Genomic DNA, 16,896 nt, shown 5'->3' with positions numbered 1-16,896 from the left:
CCTATCCAAGTACGTTTATTGTCTGCCCTTCGCACCAATCGTTCCTTCCTCTCGACCGGTACGCCCCTGCAAGGCTAAGAATTCCGGCTTCCCCCACAGGGACACCAACTCTCGATTGTTTCTGATCCGGACCAGATCGGTAAATCCATCGGCCAATGCTGCCTCAAGGTAATCGATGGCCGTTGCAGGTCGACCAGCCAGGGCCTCCACACACGCCAGGCTGTATTCAATCTCTCCCCGGGAACCGCCAATCTTGAGGGCATCGAGATAATAGCGTCTGGCCGGCTCCAGTTGCCTCAAGCCAAGATTCACATGACCGAGATAGGTAAGGATCGGCGCGGAATCCGGCTGTAATGCCAGAGCCTGGGTGTAATAGACTGCAGCCCCGGGGAGATCTCCGGCCAGGTAGTAGTTGGCGGCAAGGGCCGTCAAACCGTAGATGTCACCGGGCCAATGTGACACCAGGCGCTGGAGGTAGGGACGCGCCGTAAGGAGCTCTCCCCTTTCCATGTAGAATAGTGCCAGACGGTGCAGTGCGTTGCCATAGGTAGGGTCAATTACCAAGGCACGATTCAGGGCCTGCACACCTTTTTCCGTTGCCCCCCTGGACAGTTGGGCATCACCCAAACCGAACCATGCCACATGACATTCCGGCTCCTTATGAGCCGCATCGCTCCAGAGTGAAATCTCGTCTTGCCAGACGTCAGTTCGCTGCTGTGCGGCAACGGCCAACGACAGGACCAGGAGTCCGGCACACGCAAGCAGGATACCCTTACCCTTCCCCGTACTCGTGGAACTCCAGCCGGCCGTGACTCCGCAGCCTGCCATGGCTGCCGCGCCAAGAAGAGGAAAATAGAGGTAGCGATCATTCATAAGGGTCGCAATGGGAATAATCTGGGACACCGGCACCAACCCGATCCAGAACAGTGCGAACCAGAAAAAAAGTGGCCGCTGCCGGCGAAACAGGTACACGCCGGCACAGCTGACGAGTATCAGCAGAATGGCGGCACCGGCCACCGTGCCGTCTACCTGCTGCTTCAAGTCCGGCATATAGACAACGCTCAGGTGGCTCGGCCAGACCAGCATGCGCAGGTACTCGGCAAGCACCGGCAGCATGGTCAAGAACGTGACAAAGGGACTGCCGCCATGATAGGTGCGCATTCCACCCGAGGATTCACCCGCCTGGCTGATGCAGGTTACAATAACGGTGCCGACCACTATCAGCAGATAGGGAATTTTTTCGATCAGCCGACGGCGCCACTCCCCTGCCGGAAGGAAGCAGATATCATATAACAGCAGGGTCGGCAACAGAACCACTGCCACCGACTTGGACAGTACGGCCATGGCGAAGGCCGCCAGGGAAGCACCATAGAATATTTTACCGCCGCGTCGCTGTCGCTCCCCATGATCCCCGTACATAGTGTACAGTAAGAGGGAAATCAGGAAAAACAGCATGGCAAGCAGGTTTTTTCGTTCGGCCACCCAGGCCACTGTCTCTACTTGCACCGGATGGACGAGGAACAGTAGTGCCGCAAACAGTGCGCCCACCTTGCCGAGATGAAGACGGACAAGGAGCACGTAGAACAGCAAACCGTTGGAAGCGTGGAGGAGTATATTTGTCAGCAGATACCCGTACGGCCTCAATCCCCAGATGCTGTAGTCAAGCATGTAGGAGACTATGTGAACCGGTGCGTAGTTACCCACGTAAAACGAGCTGAAGGCAGCCCGCACATGGTCGGGGGTTACCCCCCGCACAGCCTCGTTTTCAACCACGTAGGCACTGTCATCCCAATTGAAGATGAACTGGTGCCCGAGTATGCCCCCATAGACAAGACCGGCAACCACCAAGAGAATACCAATGCACAGATAATGGGGCCGTAGATGAAAATTGCTCAAGGATATCATGGCTTATAGTCCGTTATACCTGCTCGGCATCCGTGGTCGCCTCATATCCCATCACTGACGACTGCCAGCACGCCCCTTTAACTCATGTAAAACACTATCCAGCCCCTTGGCCTGCGGGTCAAGCGCCCGGGCTTTCCCATAGGCCGCTACCGCCTGCTCCCACTCACCGGCACGATAGTAATTTTCCCCGAGAGCGACATAGGATGGAGAATACCCCGGATAAAGTTCGACAGCCTTCAGCAGGTATCCTCTCCCTTTCGCAGTATCCCCACGCATGGTATAGAGACGTCCCAGGTTTATGAGCGCCCTGACCGACGCAGGGTCCATGGAAAGTACTCGCTGGTAGGTCTGAATAGCCATATCCGTCTGGTTACGGTTCCGGTAGGCCTCAGCCAAACCGATCCATCCCCACTTGCTCGTGGGCGACTTCACCACCACATCGCTCCAGAGGGTGAGAGAATTTTGCCAGACCTTGGTCCGCTCCCACGCAAGGAACGGCAAAGGGAGGAGAAACACCAACAGGGGAACGACCGTCCATGTGCGCCCCGCACTATAACCCAAGGCATCCGCAAGACATGCCAGGAGAACTCCGCAGAGCATTGCCAGTCCGAGAAGCGGAAAGTAGAGATAACGATCATTCATGAGGGTTACGAGTGGCACAACTTGGGAAACCGGCAGCAACCCCAGCCAGAACACCCCCCCCCAGAAGAAAAGCTTCCGCTTGCGTTTCCAGAGAAAGACCATTCCGGCAGTAAGCACGGCGAGCAGCAGGGCCGCGAGGGCCACCTGCAGATCGACCGCATTTCTTATTGGAGGATCGTAAAAGGCCGAAAGATTCGTCGGCCAGACAAGCATTCCCAGGTAACGAACAACCACGGGCAGCATGGTATAGAGCGTGGCCAGCGGCCCCCCTCCATGCCAGGCAGCCCTCCCCCCCCCACCTCCCAAGGCGGGGTCCTGTACAACAAAATTCATCGTCGCGAATGCAAGGGCTATCAACAGAAAGGGGATCAGGCCTGCCACAAGTCCTTGACGCCTGTTTTTCGCAACAAAGCAAAGGTCATAGAGAAGCAGGGCTACAGGCAATACCACGGCAACCGACTTTGCAAGTACTGCGCAGCAAAATGCCCCCAACGACACCGCGTAGAAAATCACCCCCGTCGGTTCCTTCCGTTCGCGCCACGCCACCCACGCATGGAGAGCCGACAAAAAGAAGAACATCGCAAGGAGGGTCTTCCGCTGGGAAATCCACGCCACCGTCTCCACTTGGACGGGGTGAAAAAGGAAAATGAACGCAGCAACGAAGGCAGGAAGGAGGCTTTCGGCCAGCCTTCTTGCCAGAGCAAAGTAGAGGAGACCATTAGCGGCATGGAGCAGTATGTTGGTCAAGAGGAAACCGATGGCATGCGGCCCCCAGATGGCATAGTCCACCATGTACGACACGATTTGCAACGGTGCGTAGTTCCCCACGTAGATCGAAGTGAAGGCAGCCTTCACATTGTCGATAGTGATTCCCTGGACTGCCCGGTTGGCCGTAACATAGCTGTCGTCATCCCAGCCGTCGAGGAAGTTATGGTGGAGAACTCCTCCATACACTGCAAAGACAACGACAAGAAGCACGAGCGAAGGGAGCAGCAGAGAATAACCATTGTATTCCTTCGTTCTCAATGCCGGAAATGGCGCATGGCGGTGAATACCATGGCAATATCATGCTCGTCGGCGGCGGCGATGACTTCCGCGTCCCGCATGCTCCCCCCCGGCTGGATGACCGCCGTTACACCGACCGCAGCCGCGTTGTCCAGGCCGTCCCGGAACGGGAAGAAGGCGTCGGAGGCCATGACCGCCCCCTTCACCTCGAGCCCGGCATGCTCCGCCTTGATGGCAGCGATGCGGGCCGAGTTGACCCGGCTCATCTGGCCGGCCCCGACGCCGATGGTCATCCCGTCCCTGCCATAGACGATGGCGTTGGACTTGACGAACTTGGCCACCCGCCAGGTGAAGAGGAGATCGATCATCTCCTTCTCCGTCGGCTGCCGTTTGGTAACGACCTTCAGCTCACCGTGGAGGGCGAGGTCCGTGTCCTGGACCAGTAGGCCGCCGTTGACCCGCTTCATGTCGAGGCGCTGTCCCGGTGCTGCCGGCCACTGCCCGCACTCCAGGAGCCGCACGTTCTTCTTGGCGGCCACCACCTCGCTGGCCGCGGCGGAAACACTGGGAGCGATGATCACCTCCACGAACTGCCGTTCCACGATGGCCCGGGCCGTCGCCTCGTCCAGCTCGCCGTTGAGGGCGATGATCCCGCCGAAGGCCGATTCGGGATCGGTCTTGTGGGCACGGTCGTACGCCTCCAGGAGCGTCGAACCGATGGCGACGCCGCAGGGGTTGGCATGCTTGACGATGACGCAGGCCGGCCCCTCGGTGAACTGCTTGACGCACTCCAGTGCGGCATCGGTGTCGCCGATGTTGTTGTAGGAAAGCTCTTTCCCCTGGAGTTGGCGGGCAGTGGCCACCGACGCCTCCGCCACGTTCCGCTCCACGTAAAATGCCGCGGACTGGTGGGGATTCTCGCCGTAACGCATCCCCTGGGCCTTTCTGAACTGGAAGGTGAGGGTCGGCGGGAACGTGGCATCCTCCTCGCCGAGCTTTTTCCCCAGCCAGTTGGAGATGGCCCCGTCATAGGCCGCGGTGTGCTGGTAGACCTTCACCGCCAGGCGGAAATTGGTCGGCGGCGCCACGGAGCCGCGGGAAGCCTTCATCTCGTCCAGCACCGGACCGTAGTCGTTGTGGTCCACGATGACGGTTACGTCGGCGTTGTTCTTGGCCGCCGAGCGGAGCATGGTCGGGCCGCCGATGTCGATGTTCTCGATGGCATCCTCCAGGGTACAGCCGGGCTTCGCCACCGTCGCCTCGAAGGGGTAGAGGTTCACCACCACCATGTCGATCGGCTCGATGCCGTGGGCCTTCATGGTCGCCACGTGCTCCGGGTTCCCCCGCATGCCGAGGAGACCACCGTGGACCTTGGGATGGAGGGTCTTGACCCGGCCGTCCAACATCTCGGGAAACCCGGTGAACTCGGAGACGTCCTTCACCGCCAGCCCCGCCTCCCGGAGCAGCTTGGCAGTACCGCCGGTGGAGAGGATCTCCACGCCGAAGGAGGTCAACTCCCGGGAAAATTCGACGATGCCGGTCTTGTCGGAGACGCTGATGAGTGCACGGGTGATTGTAGCCATGGTTGTGAATACTCCTTTGTGTGGATTGAATGTGTGGGGAAAAGAAAGAAAAGGAAAGTGCAATTTTTACACAAATCAGCGGGGCATTTCAACCACTATGTCCCTTCCTGCTCTAAAGATGGCCATTGCGTTCCGAAGGAATCTGCTGCAGCATTCGCCGTGCATTATCGGCTTTGTCGGGATTTCTGGCGTCTTTTATCACGACGGAAAGAAGGTTGCGCGCTTCACGGTAACGCCCCAGGTCTTTGAGCGTCACGGCACAGCCATACATCAAATCGATATCGGCAGGGAAACGCTGCATCCCGGCTGCGAGAAAGCTGTAGGCAAGATCGGGGCGATGGGCGGAATAGGCAGCAGAGCCGTATGCCTGGAAGTCATAGCGGGTGAGCAGACGTTGCGGATCAATGCGCGACAATTCGCCGATCAGAACCGCCGGGCTGGCTTGTGCCGTTACATGCAATTCTTCGGGTGAAGCCAGTGGTTTCAGCGCTCTGAACCTCGGCGCCGTTACGGCTTTTGCAGCGGCCGAACCCGGCCGGACATACACAAAAGCCGCCCCCTCGATATACACCAGTTCCCATCCGAGCATGTGGAATTTCCGCTCGAAAGCACCATGATCGTAGATGCGGTCCGCACGGTCGACAATCGCCACATCCATACTGTATTTGTTCAGCAGTGCATTCAACGCACCAGGTGGACCAACTGACGCTTGAATGTATTCGTCCATGACTTCCGTCGTATATGCAGGAACGCGTCCATCAATAAATATCCTGCGCTGGGGATAAAAGCGCCATGCGAGATAACCGCCATGATTAAAATCATTGAACACGTTGCCCGGAGGATTGTAGCGGTCAATGAAATCTGCGGCGCCGGATGGAAGGAATCGATAATTGACTTTCCATTCAAAAGGCTGGACAGGCCACCAGATTTTCAGTTCTGCAACTGCTGCCCAGACGCAGAATATTAACAGAGCTGCAGGAATGGCATACGTGGTCGGACGCCAGTCCCATTTCTTCGCAAGATACGCGATGGCCTCCTTCACATAAGAGTGGGTAAACGGGAGAAGCAGCATCACAGGGTAGGGAACGAAGCGTTTGACCTTGAACGCCAGAGGGAAAAAGAGAAGAAACAAGAGCAGGAATAAAAAGTGTCGCCTGACAAGTGCCGGAATTACACACAATGCCGCCAGGATCATCGATATAATGAATGTAGGATGCTGCCACAGAACAGGAGCGTTCATTTCGGCTATCTTCAGTTTCTGTGTTTGAACAAAGAGCAACGTGTCAATAACATGCCAGTAATTGAGAAAACCAAAGGGGTTGCAGAGAGATCCGGCAAAAAAAGCCAAGGCACCGAAGCCCCCCCGCTTTGACGCGCTCTTGTCTCCTGCAAGAAACGACGAAACGGCAAAGATGCAGATCATGCCAAGACCATATATGACACCGGGATGCATGTTCCCCCATAACACCCCCAACAGACCAGAGAGGAGAGTGAATTTGGGTACTCGTCGCAGCCACAGGTTTAACAGCACCGCAGAGAACAGCAGAGAAAACAGTTCCGCACGCGCCGTGAGACGGATACGCAGTGACACTAGCATGCAAACAAACAGGGAAAAGAAGACCAGCGGAGACATCTCTCCGCTTTCGCGGCGGGTCATATCCGCCACCACCGCTGCAATGGCAAGGGAAATGATCACCTGCAGGAGCGTCAGGTTATCGAGACCCACAAGTTTTGCGAAAATAGCGATGACAACAGACGAAAGCCATTCGATCTGGTTCCACTGATGGGAGCCAAACGCATGGGAATAGGCGTTGGTAGGGGAAAAATCTCCCGCAAGGATGCGGTTGCCATCGGCGATAACCCACCAGGTATCCGGGTCACAGAGACCGGTAACAGCCGTCATTCCCGCCAGAACACCCCCCAGCAGCACATACAGGACGGTGACCGGTGTTACCGGATGGGAATATTCCCCGCTTCGCTTATATAAGTGTAAGAAGGAAGACATAAGGGGCACTGATGTTATATCCAATGGGGTGAAATAAAGCAGCGAAAGAGGGGAATTGCCATCAATCTAATCATTTCCCTGATTAATTGGATGGTGTAGAGCCTTCATTTTTCCAATCCTGCTTGAGGGTTACGCATCGTGGAGCGAGGGGAAATTCATCTGTTCGAGAAAGTGTTCCTCAAAGGCAGGGGTGCCGGAAAGGGGAATGACCCGGATGGACTCCGCCAGGTGTGCCACCCGGTCGAACCCGTCGGGGGCGCAGAGCGCCCGCTCTACTCCCCGGAGGGCACCCTCCCGGACAAAGCTCGCTCTTTCTATCATGTTTTCGGTGAAAATTCCAAGGTTTTTCAGGGAGCGGGGGGAGAGTTCGGCACCGAAGGAACCGGTCAGAATCACCTCCCGGATGGCGTCGAAGGTTATGCCGGCCCGCTCGCAGAGAACCTCCATACCGGCCCGGATGGCCCCTTTGGCGAGCTGGACCTGGCGGATATCCTCCTGGGAGAGGTAGACCGTGGTCCGGGCATCCCGGTAGAGGACGAAGGCCAGCTGGCCGGCCATCTCCTCCAGCCGGTTGGCCAGGTTGGAAGGGATTTCCTCAAGGGTGAGGAGTCGGCCGGTACCGTCGATGACACCCGCCTGCAGAAGTCCGGCGATGGTCTCGATCACGCCGGAACCGCAGACCCCCGCAGGAGTGCCGCCGCCGATGACGGACAGCTCCAGCCGGTCGCCGGCTATCGTCACCCGGTTGATGGCACCCGCCAGGGCGGCCATGCCGCAGGCGAGATTTCCCCCTTCGAAGGCGGGGCCGGCGGCTGCCGAGGTGGCTACTGTCCTCTCTCCCACCTGGAGCGCCAGTTCGCCGTTGGTCCCCAGGTCGAGGAACAGGCGGGGACCGAAAACTCGGGACTCGGGCCCCGGACTACGGGCCTGAAGACTCGGGACCCGGGAACAAGCCAATTCGACACCGAAAAGGAAAGCCACCAGGTCGCCACCGACGAAACCGCCCGGGAGGGGGAAGACCATCGCCGGCACGGTCACGTCCCAACCGAGTTCGTCGGTCGTCATGGTCCGGCCAGCGGTGAAGAGCGGGCGGTAGGGGGGGAAGGCGAGTGATTCCACCGGCTGCCCCAGGAGGAGATGTTCCATGGCCGGATTGCCGGCGATGGCGACGCCGGTCAGGTCAGCAGGGCTGGCACCGGCGCCGCCGAGCAGTTCCTTGACCAGGTCCGCCAGCGCCCCATTGACGAGGGCGGACATCGTTTGCCGGTCATCGGCAGAGGCATGGGCCGCCTCAAGGCGGGAAACGACGTCGGCGCCGTAAAGTCGCTGGGGGTTGAGGCAGCCGGCCATGGCGAGCCGTTCGCCGGTGGCCGTATCCAGGAGGGAGGCGGCGATGGTGGTGGTGCCGAGGTCGATGGCGATGGCAAGGCGCCTAGGTGATGACAAGGGGGTATTCTCCGAGGGAAAGCACGTCGCCGATGGCAACGGCAAAGCAGCCCCGTTCGGCGGCAAGCGCCAGGAAACGTTCGGCGGCCACCGGGTCCAGAGAGACGAGGAGCCCCCCCGAGGTCTGGGGGTCGAACAGCGGCAGGAGGTCATCTCCCGTGCCACCCTCCCCCGCCACCATTGCCCCATAATGGTCACGGTTACGGTAGCAGCCGGCCGGGACGAGTCCGTCGGCGACGAGTTCCCCGACGCCGGCCATGACCGGTACCTGCCGGCGTTCCAGGCGGAGGGTGACACCGGCGCCACGGGCCATCTCGGCGGCATGACCCATGAGGCCGAAGCCGGTCACGTCCGTGGCGGCGCTCGCCCCGCATTCCAGCATGATCTCCGCCGCGACGGCATTGAGCGTCGTCATCCAGCGGATCGCTTCGGCCGCCACGTTGCCGGGGGCCATCTCCGCCTTGATGGCGGTGGTGACGATGCCGGTCCCCAGGGGTTTGGTGAGGATGAGCCGGTCGCCGGGGCGGGCCGTGGAGTTGCGCACGATCCGGTCCGGGTCGATGGTACCGGTAACGGACAGGCCGTACTTGAGCTCGTCGTCCTCAACCGTATGCCCTCCCACGAGACAGACCCCCGCCTCCCCCATCGCCGCCTGGCCACCGGCCAGGATATCGCCGAGCACCTGGAGCGGCAGGGAACAGGCGGGAAAAAAGACGAGATTCATGGCGGTCACCGGCCTCCCCCCCATGGCATAGACATCGGACAGGGCATTGGCGGCGGCGATCCTCCCGAAGGTGAACGGGTCGTCCACCAGGGGGGTGATGATGTCGGCGGTCTCCACCAGGGCGAGCCTCTCCCCGAGCCGGTAGACCCCGGCGTCGTCGGCAGTCTCCATCCCGACCAGCAGGGCTGGATCGGCTGACCGTTCCACCCCCCGCAAAGCGTCTTCCAGGCCCGCCGGGCCCAGTTTAGCCGCTCAACCGGCCGCTTTCACCATGGAGGTAAGTTTAATCTTCTGTTTGGTCATAAATCCTCTAAGGTCCTGCAAAAAAACTGCAGAATCTGTACCCCCCTGCTTCGCTCCGCTCGCTTCCCCCCTTAGATAAGGGGGGATTGAGGGGGGTTATGATGCGCATACACCGGATCAACCAGAGACTTTTGCAGAGCCTCTACCGGGAAGCATGGAGATAGACCCGCGGCACCCGCTTGCTGATGCCGCAGAAGATCTCGTAGGGGATGGTCCCCGCCTTCTCCGCCAACTCTTCGGCATGGATGCAGTTGCCGTTGCCGTCGCACCCCAGGAGGGTCACCTCGTCCCCCACCGTCACGCCGGGTATGTCAGTCACGTCGAGCATGATCCAGTCCATGCAGACCGTCCCGACCACCGGTGCCCGCTGGCCGCGGACCAGCGTTTCACCCCGGTTGGTGAGGCCGCGGCTGTACCCGTCCGCATACCCCACCGGCACGCTGGCGATGAGCCGGCGATCGGAAGCGGTGTAGCGCCGGGCGTAGCTGATGCTCGTCCCCGGCTCGACCCGCTTGAGCATGGCGATCCGGCTTTTCAGGCGGAGCACCGGCCTGACATCCATCTTCCCCGCAAAGTCGGCGGAGGGGAGCGCCCCGTAGAGGACGATGCCGGGGCGGACCAGGTTGCAGAAGGGGACCTTCTGGCTGAATACCGCAGCGCTGTTGGCGATATGCACGTAGCGGGGGGTAAACCCCTGGCCATGGGCCTCCGCCAGGGCGGCCGCGAAAAGGCCTGCCTGGCGGGCAGTGTAGTCGCAGCCCGCTTCGTCCAGTTCGTCGGCAGAGGCAAAATGGGAAATGACCCCCTCCAGTTCCAGGTGGGAAAGCCCCTTGAGTTCCCGGAAAAAGGAACCCGCCTCGGCGGCGGGAATCCCGAGCCGTCCCATGCCGGTGTCGATCTTCACATGGACACGTGCCTTGCGGTAGAGTCGGCCGGCCGTCTCGTTGAGTGCCCGGGCCTGCTCGATGCCGAAGAGGGAGGTGGAAAGGTTGAAGCCGACGCACTTCTTCTCCTGCCCCGGGTAGATGCCGCCGAGGAGGAGAATCGGCCGGTCGATGCCACTCTTGCGCAGCTGTATACCTTCGGCCAGAAACGCCACGCCGAAGGCGGTCACCCCGAGGGATTCCAGTTCCAGGGAGATATCCATGAAGCCGTGACCGTAGGCGTCCGCCTTGACCACGGCAAGGATGCCGCAGTCGGAGGGGATTGTGGCGCGAACCTGGCTGAAATTGTGCCGAAGCGCCGCCAGGTCGATTTCCGCTATGGTGGGGCGACTGTCCATAATGAGTCCAATTATGAATTTTGAATGTTGAATTTTGAAGTATGCATTTTGAACTTCCCGGCTTCCTGGTCCCTGGTCCCTGGTCCCTGGTCCCTGGTCCCGAGTCCCGAGTCCCGGCCTTTTTCTACCACTTATCCCCCTTCCCTGTAAAGCCTAAAACCGGAAAATTCATTGACTTATGGGCAATAATCCCGTAGTCTGCAAGGCCACAATCGACAGCCAGCTGGGGGAGTTCGCAAGAACTGAGATGAGGCCTGCGGCCTCAAACCCTTTGAACCTGATCCGGTTTGCACCGGCGTAGGAAAGCGGCACTCTTTCCCCAATCATCGCAGTGGGAAGCCGTGACCTTTTTGTCGCGGCTTTTTGATTTTCAGCAGAAGTATTTGGGATACCGATGAAGCGCAGCCAGGATTTTCTCAAGCTCGTGGTGGACCGGGGGGCAATCGAAACCCGGATCAGGGGACTCTACCTCGTCACCGACCAGGGGAGCAACCTCCCTGAAAGGGTCCGTGACGCCATCGGCGGCGGCATCTCCGTGCTCCAGTACCGGAACAAGGAGCGGAACGGAGCCGCCAAGGCCGAACTGGGACGGGAACTGCGGCAGATGTGCGCCGCAGCGGGGGTCACTTTCATCGTCAACGACGACGTGCACCTGGCGCGGGAGCTTGAAGCGGACGGCGTGCACCTGGGGCAGGAAGACGGCGACCTGGCGGAAGCGCGGAAAATTCTGGGCACGCGAAAACTCATCGGCGTCTCCACCCACAACCTGGAGGAAGCGCAACGGGCGGAAGCGGCCGGCGCCGACTACATAGGGTTCGGCGCCATGTACCCCACGGGAAGCAAGGATATCGAGCACCTGGTAGGCCCGAAAACCCTGGCGGCCGTCAGGCCGCACATCGGCATTCCCGTCGTCGCCATCGGCGGCATCAACAGGAATAACGGGGCACGGGTCATCGACAGCGGCGCCGACGCTGTTGCCGTCATTTCCGGGGTACTCGGGCAGAAGGAACCTGCCCTGGCCGCCGCCGAACTCGCCCTCCTCTTCAACCGGAAGGCCACCGTGCCGCGTGGTGCTGTGCTGACTGTCGCCGGCAGCGATTCGGGGGGGGGTGCCGGCATCCAGGCCGACCTGAAGACCATTACCCTCCTGGGGAGTTACGGCTCCTCGGTCATTACCGCCCTCACCGCCCAGAACACCCGGGGGGTATCCGGCATCCACGGCGTCCCGGCCGACTTCGTGGGAGAGCAGCTCACTGCCGTCCTGAGCGACATCCCGGTAGACGTGGTCAAGACCGGCATGCTCTTTTCGGCGGAGATCGTCCAGGTGGTGGCGGACCGGCTCCAGGAGTTCGGCCGGCGCATCGTGGTCGTCGACCCGGTGATGCTCGCCAAGGGGGGAGCCAGCCTCATCGATGCCACCGCCGTCACGACCCTGAAGGCGGGGCTTCTCCCCCTCACCTACCTCCTCACCCCCAACGTGCCGGAGGCGGAAAAGCTGACGGGACTTTCCATCATGGACGAAGCGGGGATGGAAGAAGCGGCCCGGCACATCCACCGACTGGGGGTCCGTAACGTGCTGATCAAGGGGGGACATCTCCCCGACGGAACGGCGGTGGACATCCTTTTCGACGGCAGCGCCTTCACCCGCTACCCGACCCCCCGCATCCTGACCAAGAATACCCATGGCACCGGCTGCACCCTCGCCTCCGCCATCGCCACCTTCCTCGCCCAGGGAGAACCTCTCCCTGCTGCCGTAGGCAGGGCCAAGGAGTTCATCACCGCCGCCATCAAGCTCGCCCAGCCTCTAGGTAAAGGGCATGGACCGGTGAATCATTTTCTCGCGGCGCAGAAGCAGGGACCAGGGACCAGTGACCGGGGACCGGTTATCGAAGACAATTAATTCTGGAAGCGAGGAAGGGGCATCTGCTCCGATCCCTCCTTTTCATTTCAAGGAGCATGTCAATGTTGAAAACGCAGCTTGATTACGCCCGCAAGGGGATCATCACCGACAAGATGAAGGAGGCGGCGCTGGCCGAGGGGGTGTCCCCCGAGTTCATCCGCGACGGCATAAATGCCGGCACCATCATCATCTGCCATAACGTTAAGCACGGCAACGGCCGCCCCCTGGCCGTGGGAAAAGGGCTCCGCACCAAGGTGAACGCCAACATCGGCACCTCCGCCGACGACCTGGACATCACCAAGGAGCTGGAAAAGGCGCGCACCGCCGTCCGTCACGGCGCCGACGCCATCATGGACCTCTCCACCGGCGGCCCGGTGGACGAGATCCGCCGCGCCATCATCGCCGAAACCACCGCCTGCATCGGCTCCGTCCCCCTCTACCAGGCGGCGCTTGACGCGGTCCGGACCAAGAACAAGGCCATCGTCGACATGACCGTGGAGGACATTTTCGCCGGGGTCATCAAGCACGCCGAGGACGGCGTCGACTTCATCACCGTCCACTGCGGCGTGACGCGAAGCACCGTGGAGCGGATGAAGAACGAAGGGCGGATCATGGACGTGGTCTCCCGGGGAGGCGCCTTCACCGTGGAGTGGATGGCATACAACAACAAGGAAAACCCGCTGTTCGAGCACTACGACCGGTTGCTGGAGATCGTCAGGGAGTACGACATGACCCTGTCACTGGGTGACGGCTTCCGCCCCGGCTGCCTGGCCGACGCCACCGACCGGGCCCAGATCCACGAACTGATTATCCTCGGCGAACTTACCCAGCGCGCCCAGGAGGTGGGAGTACAGGTGATGATCGAGGGGCCGGGACACGTCCCCCTCAACCAGATCGAGGCCAACATCCTGCTCCAGAAGCGTCTCTGCCACGGGGCACCGTTTTACGTCCTGGGGCCGCTGGTCACCGACATCGCCCCCGGCTACGACCACATAACCTGCGCCATCGGCGGGGCCATCGCCGCCTCGGCCGGCGCCGACTTCCTCTGTTACGTGACGCCGAGCGAGCACCTGCGGCTCCCGAGCGTGGAGGACGTGCGCGAGGGGGTCATCGCCTCCCGCATCGCCGCCCACGCCGGTGACATCGCCAAGGGGGTGAAGGGGGCGATGGAGAAGGACATCCGGATGGCAAAGTGCCGCAAGAAACTGGACTGGGAGGGGCAGTTCGACATCGCCCTCGACCCGGAAAAGGCCCGGCGGCTCCGGGCAGAATCGGGGGTCGCCGACCACGGCGCCTGCACCATGTGCGGCGAGTTCTGCGCCTACAAGGTGATGGACGACGCCATGGAGAAGCAGGCGGCCAAGGGGTAAACCGGGGGAAACGGCTTTAGAGGTTGACTCTCAGGGAAAAATACGCTAGAAAGTAATGGCTGATTTAGAGCAATTATTGGCCGATGTAGCACAGGGGTAGTGCAGCTGATTCGTAATCAGCAGGTCAGCGGTTCAAATCCGCTCATCGGCTCCAGCAAATCAATGGGTTAGCTCACAAGGCTAACCCTTTTTTCTTGCCCATTGTGCACTAATTGTGAAGTAACACCATTCATGCTTACCGCCAGCCGTTCAACGGCATCATCAAGATGGTTGGGGGCAAGATGACTGTAACGCAGGGTCATGGTCAGGCTCTTATGCCCCAAAAGTCTAGATACCGTTGTCAGATCAACTCCCAACATGACAAGCTGGCTTGCGTAGGTATGGCGGAGATCGTGGAAGTGCAGACCTGAGCGCCCTATCCTTTTGCATGCCTTTTCAAAGGTCTTGCGGATATCGTTGTAACGATTCCCCTTGGCATCGCAAAACACATAGGGTGAGCTGATATGCCTGACGATCCCTTGCAAGGTCTCCCTCAAGGTTGAATTGATGGGGATCATCCTCTTCTCCCCGTTCTTGGTTTCAGTCAACGTAATCCTCCCATGCCTAAGATCGACATGCTCCCACTTCAGCCCCAAGACTTCCTCCTTACGACACCCGCTATTCAAAGCAAAGGTGATGATCGGCTTGAGGTACTTGGTATCCGTGGTCAAATCACATGCCTCTGTTAGCTCCTTGCTTTCCTCTAGGCTCAGAAATTCAGTACGCTGGTTATTCTCCCTCAAAAGCTTTACCTTGCGGATTCTCTTCAACACTTCTTCAGTACACAACTCCCATTCGTATGCCTTGGTGAATACATGACTGATCAAGGCAAAGAATCGGTTTGCCGTGGCAGGTCTTACGGGTTTCTTTTTTCCATATACAACCCTGCTTGATAAAGAGTCTAGACCTTCCCTGAGCAGTTTTGACCGAAACCTTTCGAGCAGTTCGACTGAGAAGTTGTTCAACTTCACGTTGCCGAACTCCTTAACAAGTTGGCGGAGCATGTACTTTTTCCATGTGTACGATTTTTGCCCGGACACAAACTCTTTGTACTTCTCCACCATTTCGGCAAAGGTCGGGTTCTGAATCTTCCGAATCATTGGCGTTCTGCCTTCAAGGACCTCATTTCGCCTTGTTGTCAGAAGAGCTTCAGCATCCTTTAGCCTAGTTGAATGGGTCGATTCCCTGACCATACCATCGAGCGTTTTGTAACAAATCCAATATGTATTACCCCTCTTGTAAATCCCTTTCGATTGACGCGCCATTACGGGTCTCCATTTCTGGCCTCGCGGCAATCAACTTTTCATCCAGACAGTCTAATAGCTTGCACAAAATATTGCTTGGCTCCCTTTCGCCTTTGATCAGATAGAAAAAATGGGCTTGGGTTATTCCGAGCATATCCGCTGCGTCTACCGCCTTTAGACCATGCCTGATTTGAAAATCTTTGATTGCCGCTGGGGTCCATTTCATTAGTTCACCTCCCTTCATCCCGTAGGCATTCAGTTCACGGGATAAGTATACTCAACTCAGTTGAATATTGCAAGGGGGTGAATGGTTCACAATTCACTTCACAACAGCTTTTAACTGGCTGTTTATATAGAGTGAATTTAGAATGTCACTTGATTTAACATCAAGAGTGCGAATGCTTTCGGAGTCGTTTGACGAAGGTAGAGGGAGGGGTACTACTTTCTGGCCTAGAGAGGGATTCAATCCAGCGATCAATGGTTGACTGGCGGAATTTCAAAACATTGCCTAGTTTGATATGGGGAAGATCGAGCTATTGACATTTTCCACAGCCAAAATAAAAGGGCATTGGTCGACGCCAGAAATCCTAAGACGTTACCTCAGATCACGGCAAAATGCATCGCCGGGGTCACTTTATTGCTTGCAATACGCCATAAACATTTATAGATTACAAGAATCCAATCTGCCAGCAAGAACAGATTCAAGGGTCACACTTACTGTAGATTGCGTGTGAGATAGGACAAAACTCCTGATGTTGATGCATGAACTGTAACCATTTGGTTAACTTTCATACCGATTTATTAAGGAGGTTAAAATGATGGAAAAAATCTACGAATCATTTTGGGGTATTATCACGCTTGTGTTTGGCATTGGTGTTATTTTGTATATCATGTCTGCAATATCCTTGTTTTCATACATTACTATTTTGGAAATCATACAGTTGAATTACAAAAATTATCTAGTCTCGTTATACATAACATCTGTTGTCTTGGGATGTGCTGATAGCATGCGGTTTAATCTTGATAGACTCGTTATTGTAGAAAGCAAGGAACTTACGACATCATTAATATGCCAAACTTTTTGCAGTTCACTAATATTAAGTGTTTTTATGGGGCCGGTTAGCACATTATTAATTATCAAATCGGGATTAAAACAGAATAAACAAGATGGAATTGTCGAATTAGAATATAGAAAAAATTCTCTTAAAGCAAATTACAATGACGGACAAAATGCTTAAATTGTTAACTTACAAATATTTGGGTTTAACAGTTAAAAAAAGGCAGATCGGAATCAATCCGTCTGCCTTGATTGTGAACCAATTGTGAACTAAATGCTCAGGGACAAAGGGTAAAGTTTGCTAAACTGTTAAAGGTTAATTTGTAAATATGCCTAAATTTATCACTACTTAGGACAAAATACATTCCATTGAATACATCATAGACAGGTT

Annotated in this window: 12 protein-coding genes, 1 tRNA gene and 1 riboswitch; of the genes, 4 read left to right on the top strand and 9 right to left on the bottom strand. The window is 57.8% G+C overall.

The annotated features are described in order from the left end of the window. Nucleotides 1-15 precede the first annotated feature (15 nt). The 7 genes from KI810_RS11885 to alr form a co-directional block, all read right to left on the bottom strand. A complete protein-coding gene (locus KI810_RS11885) occupies nucleotides 16-1,845 on the bottom strand; it encodes a TPR end-of-group domain-containing protein (protein ID WP_214175768.1) in 1,830 nt (609 codons plus the stop codon). Between the two features lie 111 nt (nucleotides 1,846-1,956). Further along, on the bottom strand, nucleotides 1,957-3,573 hold the full coding sequence (locus KI810_RS11880; protein ID WP_214175767.1) for a tetratricopeptide repeat protein: 1,617 nt from the start codon (nucleotides 3,571-3,573) through the stop codon (nucleotides 1,957-1,959). Continuing rightward, nucleotides 3,570-5,135, bottom strand: coding sequence for a bifunctional phosphoribosylaminoimidazolecarboxamide formyltransferase/IMP cyclohydrolase (purH, locus tag KI810_RS11875; RefSeq protein ID WP_214175766.1), 1,566 nt, complete (start codon nucleotides 5,133-5,135; stop codon nucleotides 3,570-3,572). The genes KI810_RS11880 and purH overlap by 4 nt, the downstream gene beginning before the upstream one ends. A 112-nt stretch (nucleotides 5,136-5,247) precedes the next feature. Beyond that, a complete protein-coding gene (locus KI810_RS11870; protein ID WP_214175765.1) occupies nucleotides 5,248-7,038 on the bottom strand; it encodes a tetratricopeptide repeat protein in 1,791 nt (596 codons plus the stop codon). 231 nt (nucleotides 7,039-7,269) lie between these two features. Beyond that, a complete protein-coding gene (locus tag KI810_RS11865) occupies nucleotides 7,270-8,586 on the bottom strand; it encodes an ASKHA domain-containing protein (RefSeq protein WP_214175764.1) in 1,317 nt (438 codons plus the stop codon). Continuing rightward, nucleotides 8,573-9,613: a selenide, water dikinase SelD gene (gene selD / locus KI810_RS11860; RefSeq protein WP_214175763.1), complete on the bottom strand. Its 1,041-nt coding sequence runs from the start codon at nucleotides 9,611-9,613 to the stop codon at nucleotides 8,573-8,575. Before selD ends, KI810_RS11865 begins: the two co-directional genes overlap by 14 nt. 142 nt (nucleotides 9,614-9,755) lie before the next feature. Next, entirely contained in the window at nucleotides 9,756-10,895 is a 1,140-nt protein-coding gene (gene alr / locus KI810_RS11855) for an alanine racemase (protein WP_214175762.1), read from the bottom strand. Between the two features lie 215 nt (nucleotides 10,896-11,110). Then, nucleotides 11,111-11,216: riboswitch (TPP riboswitch) on the top strand. Nucleotides 11,217-11,289: 73 nt separating this feature from the next. Here alr and thiD point away from each other — a divergent pair. The 3 genes from thiD (at nucleotide 11,290) to KI810_RS11840 (ending at nucleotide 14,319) form a co-directional block, all read left to right on the top strand. Beyond that, a complete protein-coding gene (gene thiD / locus KI810_RS11850) occupies nucleotides 11,290-12,795 on the top strand; it encodes a bifunctional hydroxymethylpyrimidine kinase/phosphomethylpyrimidine kinase (RefSeq protein WP_214175761.1) in 1,506 nt (501 codons plus the stop codon). A gap of 62 nt (nucleotides 12,796-12,857) precedes the next feature. Continuing rightward, on the top strand, nucleotides 12,858-14,165 hold the full coding sequence (gene thiC, locus KI810_RS11845) for a phosphomethylpyrimidine synthase ThiC (RefSeq protein WP_214175760.1): 1,308 nt from the start codon (nucleotides 12,858-12,860) through the stop codon (nucleotides 14,163-14,165). A gap of 79 nt (nucleotides 14,166-14,244) precedes the next feature. Further along, a tRNA-Thr gene (locus KI810_RS11840) sits at nucleotides 14,245-14,319 on the top strand. A 13-nt stretch (nucleotides 14,320-14,332) separates the two neighbouring features. Here the strand turns inward: KI810_RS11840 and KI810_RS11835 are convergent. After that, the gene (locus tag KI810_RS11835; protein ID WP_214175759.1) at nucleotides 14,333-15,469 is read right to left on the bottom strand and encodes a tyrosine-type recombinase/integrase; all 1,137 of its coding nucleotides are present in this window, start codon (nucleotides 15,467-15,469) and stop codon (nucleotides 14,333-14,335) included. Continuing rightward, the gene (locus tag KI810_RS11830) at nucleotides 15,432-15,674 is read right to left on the bottom strand and encodes a hypothetical protein (RefSeq protein WP_214175758.1); all 243 of its coding nucleotides are present in this window, start codon (nucleotides 15,672-15,674) and stop codon (nucleotides 15,432-15,434) included. Before KI810_RS11830 ends, KI810_RS11835 begins: the two co-directional genes overlap by 38 nt. A gap of 589 nt (nucleotides 15,675-16,263) precedes the next feature. Between KI810_RS11830 and KI810_RS11825 the strand changes: the two genes are divergently transcribed. Further along, entirely contained in the window at nucleotides 16,264-16,686 is a 423-nt protein-coding gene (locus KI810_RS11825) for a hypothetical protein (protein WP_214175757.1), read from the top strand. The last annotated feature ends 210 nt before the right edge of the window (nucleotides 16,687-16,896 follow it).

The sequence above is a fragment of the Geomobilimonas luticola genome, from assembly GCF_018476905.1.
Classification (GTDB): domain Bacteria; phylum Desulfobacterota; class Desulfuromonadia; order Geobacterales; family Geobacteraceae; genus Geomobilimonas; species Geomobilimonas luticola.
This window is presented reverse-complemented; position numbering and strand designations above follow the sequence as displayed.

Bases quoted from the DNA above. Each gene is read 5' to 3' on its own strand.
- alr (WP_214175762.1), bottom strand. From the start codon at position 10,895: ATGGACAGTCGCCCCACCATAGCGGAAATCGACCTGGCGGCGCTTCGG.
- thiC (WP_214175760.1), top strand. From the start codon at position 12,858: ATGTTGAAAACGCAGCTTGATTACGCCCGCAAGGGGATCATCACCGAC.
- thiD (WP_214175761.1), top strand. From the start codon at position 11,290: ATGAAGCGCAGCCAGGATTTTCTCAAGCTCGTGGTGGACCGGGGGGCA.
- KI810_RS11830 (WP_214175758.1), bottom strand. From the start codon at position 15,674: ATGAAATGGACCCCAGCGGCAATCAAAGATTTTCAAATCAGGCATGGT.
- KI810_RS11835 (WP_214175759.1), bottom strand. From the start codon at position 15,469: ATGGCGCGTCAATCGAAAGGGATTTACAAGAGGGGTAATACATATTGG.
- KI810_RS11825 (WP_214175757.1), top strand. From the start codon at position 16,264: ATGATGGAAAAAATCTACGAATCATTTTGGGGTATTATCACGCTTGTG.
- purH (WP_214175766.1), bottom strand. From the start codon at position 5,135: ATGGCTACAATCACCCGTGCACTCATCAGCGTCTCCGACAAGACCGGC.
- KI810_RS11870 (WP_214175765.1), bottom strand. From the start codon at position 7,038: ATGACGGCTGTTACCGGTCTCTGTGACCCGGATACCTGGTGGGTTATC.